Source organism: Caulobacter sp. B11 (genome assembly GCF_002737765.1).
Taxonomy (GTDB): domain Bacteria; phylum Pseudomonadota; class Alphaproteobacteria; order Caulobacterales; family Caulobacteraceae; genus Caulobacter.
On sequence record NZ_PEGG01000268.1, the window covers coordinates 1 to 3261 of the forward strand.

The 3261-nt window shown below is 68.6% G+C and carries 1 protein-coding gene and 1 pseudogene; both read left to right on the forward strand.

Features of this window, described 5'->3' with window-relative positions:
* Positions 1-2367, forward strand: a pseudogene (locus CSW58_RS10770) (hydantoinase B/oxoprolinase family protein); the annotation flags it as partial.
* Positions 2368-2568: 201 nt separating this feature from the next.
* On the forward strand, positions 2569-3261 hold a 693-nt coding region (locus CSW58_RS10775), incomplete at its 3' end, for a TonB-dependent receptor plug domain-containing protein (RefSeq protein ID WP_369825162.1).

Below are 3261 nucleotides of genomic sequence, written 5' to 3' on the forward strand. Positions count from 1 at the left end.
GAAGCCATGCGCCCCGAGGCCATCGCCGAGGGCTTCCTGACCATCGCCGTCGAGAACATGGCCAAGGCCGTGCGGCAGATCTCGATCCAGCGCGGCTATGACGTCACCCGCTATGTCCTGGCCTGTTTCGGCGGCGCGGGCGGCCAGCATGCCTGTCTGGTGGCCGACGCCCTGGGCATGAGCCAGGTGATGATCCATCCGTTCGCCGGCGTATTGTCCGCCTACGGAATGGGCCTCGCCGAGCTGCGGGCCATCGGGAGACCAGCATCGAGCGCCCTCTGGCGGACGCCGGCGACCTGGACGGGCGCGTGGTCGACCTGGCGGCCTGGGTCGAGGCGGATCTGCGGGCCCAGGACGCGCCTTTGACCGCTGTCGAGACCCAGGCCAGCCTGCTGGTCAAATATGCGGGAACCGACACCCCGCTTCGGGTCCCGTACGGAGATCCGGCGACGGTGCGGGCCGGATTCGAAGCCCTTCACCAGCGGCGATTCGGCTTCACCGCCCCCGCCACGCCCCTGGTCGTCGAGGCCCTGGCGGTGGAGGCCATCGGCCATGCCGACGCGGGCGGCGAGCCGGCGCTGGGCGAGGCGGCGACCGGCGACGCGTCACCTCTGACCACGGTGTCCAGCTGGATGGCCGGCGCCGAACGCGCCACGCCGGTCTTCGAGCGCGCGGACCTGCCGATCAGCGCGATGATTCCCGGCCCCGCCATCATCCGGGAGGCGACGGGCACCACGGTCGTCGAGCCCGGCTGGCGCGCGCGGGTGGACGACCGGTCGAACCTGATCCTGACCCGGATCGAGCCCCTCGCGCCCCGCCACGCGGCCGGGACCAAGGCCGATCCGGTGATGCTGGAGGTGTTCAACAACCTGTTCATGGCCGTGGCCGAGGAGATGGGCTTCGCCCTGCAGAACACCGCCTATTCGGTCAATATCAAGGAGCGGCTGGACTTCTCCTGCGCCCTGTTCGACCGGGCCGGCAACCTCGTCGCCAATGCGCCGCACATGCCGGTGCATCTGGGCTCGATGGGCGACAGCGTGCGGGCGATCCGCGACGGGCGGCTGCACGACGGTCGGGGGCTGAAGCCCGGCGACGTCTATATGCTCAACGCCCCCTACAAGGGTGGCACCCACCTGCCGGACGTGACCGTGGTCATGCCGGTGTTCGATGCGGCGGGCGACCTGACCTTCTATGTCGCAGCGCCACCAGGGCGACATCGGCGGCGTCACGCCCGGATCGATGCCGCCGGCCAGTCGCACGGTCGAGGAGGAGGGGGTGCTGATCGAGAACGTCCTGCTGGTCGAGGGCGGGCGGTTCCTGGAGGCCGAGGTTCGGGCCCTGCTGGGCTCGGGCCGCTGGCCGGCCCGCAATCCCGACCAGAACATCGGCGACCTCAAGGCCCAGGTGGCGGCCTGCGCGCGCGGCGCCGAAAGCCTGACCGGCCTGGTCGTCGAGTTCGGCCAGGACGTGGTCGAGGCCTATATGGCCCACGTGCAGGACAATGCCGAGGAGGCGGTGCGCCGGGTGCTGGCCACCCTGCCGGACGGCGCCTTCGCCTATGAGCTGGACGACGGCTGCGTGGTGAAGGTGGCGATCACCATCGACCGGGTCGCCCGCGCGGCGCGGGTCGATTTCACCGGCACCAGCGACCAGGTGCCCACCAATTTCAACGCCCCGGCCTCGATCTGCCGGGCGGCGGCGCTCTATGTGTTCCGCACCCTGGTTGATGACGACATCCCGATGAACGACGGCTGCCTGCGGCCGGTGGACCTGGTCATTCCCGAGGGCTCGATGCTGCGGCCGCGCTATCCGGCCGCCGTGGTGGCCGGCAATGTCGAGACCAGCCAGGTCGTGGTCGACGCCCTCTACGGCGCCCTGGGCGTAATGGCGGCGGCGCAAGGCACGATGAACAACTTCACCTTCGGCGACCAGCGCCGCCAGTATTACGAGACCATCTGCGGCGGCGCGGGCGCGGGACCGGACTTCGACGGCGCCGATGCGGTCCAGACCCACATGACCAACAGCCGCCTGACCGATCCCGAGGTCCTGGAGACCCGCTATCCGGTGCTGGTCGAAGCCTTTTCCATTCGCCGCGGCTCAGGCGGCGATGGCGCGCGCCACGGCGGAGACGGGGTGGTGCGCAAGATCGCCTTCCGTGAGCCCATGACCGCCACCCTGCTGTCCAACCGCCGCCGTGTGCCGCCGTTCGGCCTGGCGGGCGGCGCGCCGGGCCGGCTGGGCCTCGCTCGGGTCGAGCGGGCGAACGGGACGATCGAAGTCCTGGGCGCGACCGCCGAGGTCGAGATGTCGGCCGGCGACGCGATCGTCATCGAGACGCCCGGCGGCGGAGGCTATGGTCGCCGCTAGTTTTGTTGCGCTGTAAGGGCTCGACGGCGATCTTCAATTAAAATTTCTCCCGTCTGACACCCGTTGATCCATGTAATTCGACCTATTGAAACATGAACATCATGTAATGATGTCAGCAATGTAACCCACCTTTCCATCTTGTAACTTGAGATGAATGGACCGGGCCGTCAGACCTCTGAACATTAAGTTCTGGGGGATCCGATGACCAAGATCGTTTTGCTGGCCACCACGGCGTTTGTCTTGTCCGTCGCCGCGGCCAGCGCCCATGCCGCCCCCGCATCGACCGTTCCGGCCACCGCCGTTGACGCCGGCCAGCGCGGCGTTCTGGTTTTCGCGCCTGACTTCTTCGTCGCCCAACGGCCTAATACGGCCCTGGACATGGTCAATCGCGTCCCCGGGTTCTCGGTCGACGACGGCTCGGGCGCGCGCGGTTTCGAGGGCGCGGTCGGCAACATCCTGATCAACAGCAACCGGCCGGCGTCGAAGAACGACACGGGCTCCAATGTGCTGTCGCGCACCCCGGCCAGCCAGGTCGAGCGCATCGAGCTGGTCCGCGGCGGCGCGCCCGGCGTCGACATGCAGGGCTATGGCGTGGTCGCCAATGTGGTTCTCAAGAAGACCAGCGGTCGTCAGGCGATCCTGACCCTCAACGGCATGGTGTTCGATGGTGGGCACGACATCTTTGGCGGCTCCTACCAGTTCACCGCCCGCGAGGGCGATCGCACCTGGGGCGTCACCCTGTCGGACGGCATGGGATCGAGCGACTCCAACGGTCCTGGCCGTACGATCCGCCGGCAGCGGCGCCGGGGCCGTTCTGCGCGACGGAACACTACGAAAATGACAGTTGGGGCGGTGGGCGATCGATCCGGGGCAACTATGCCGCGCCGCTGGCCG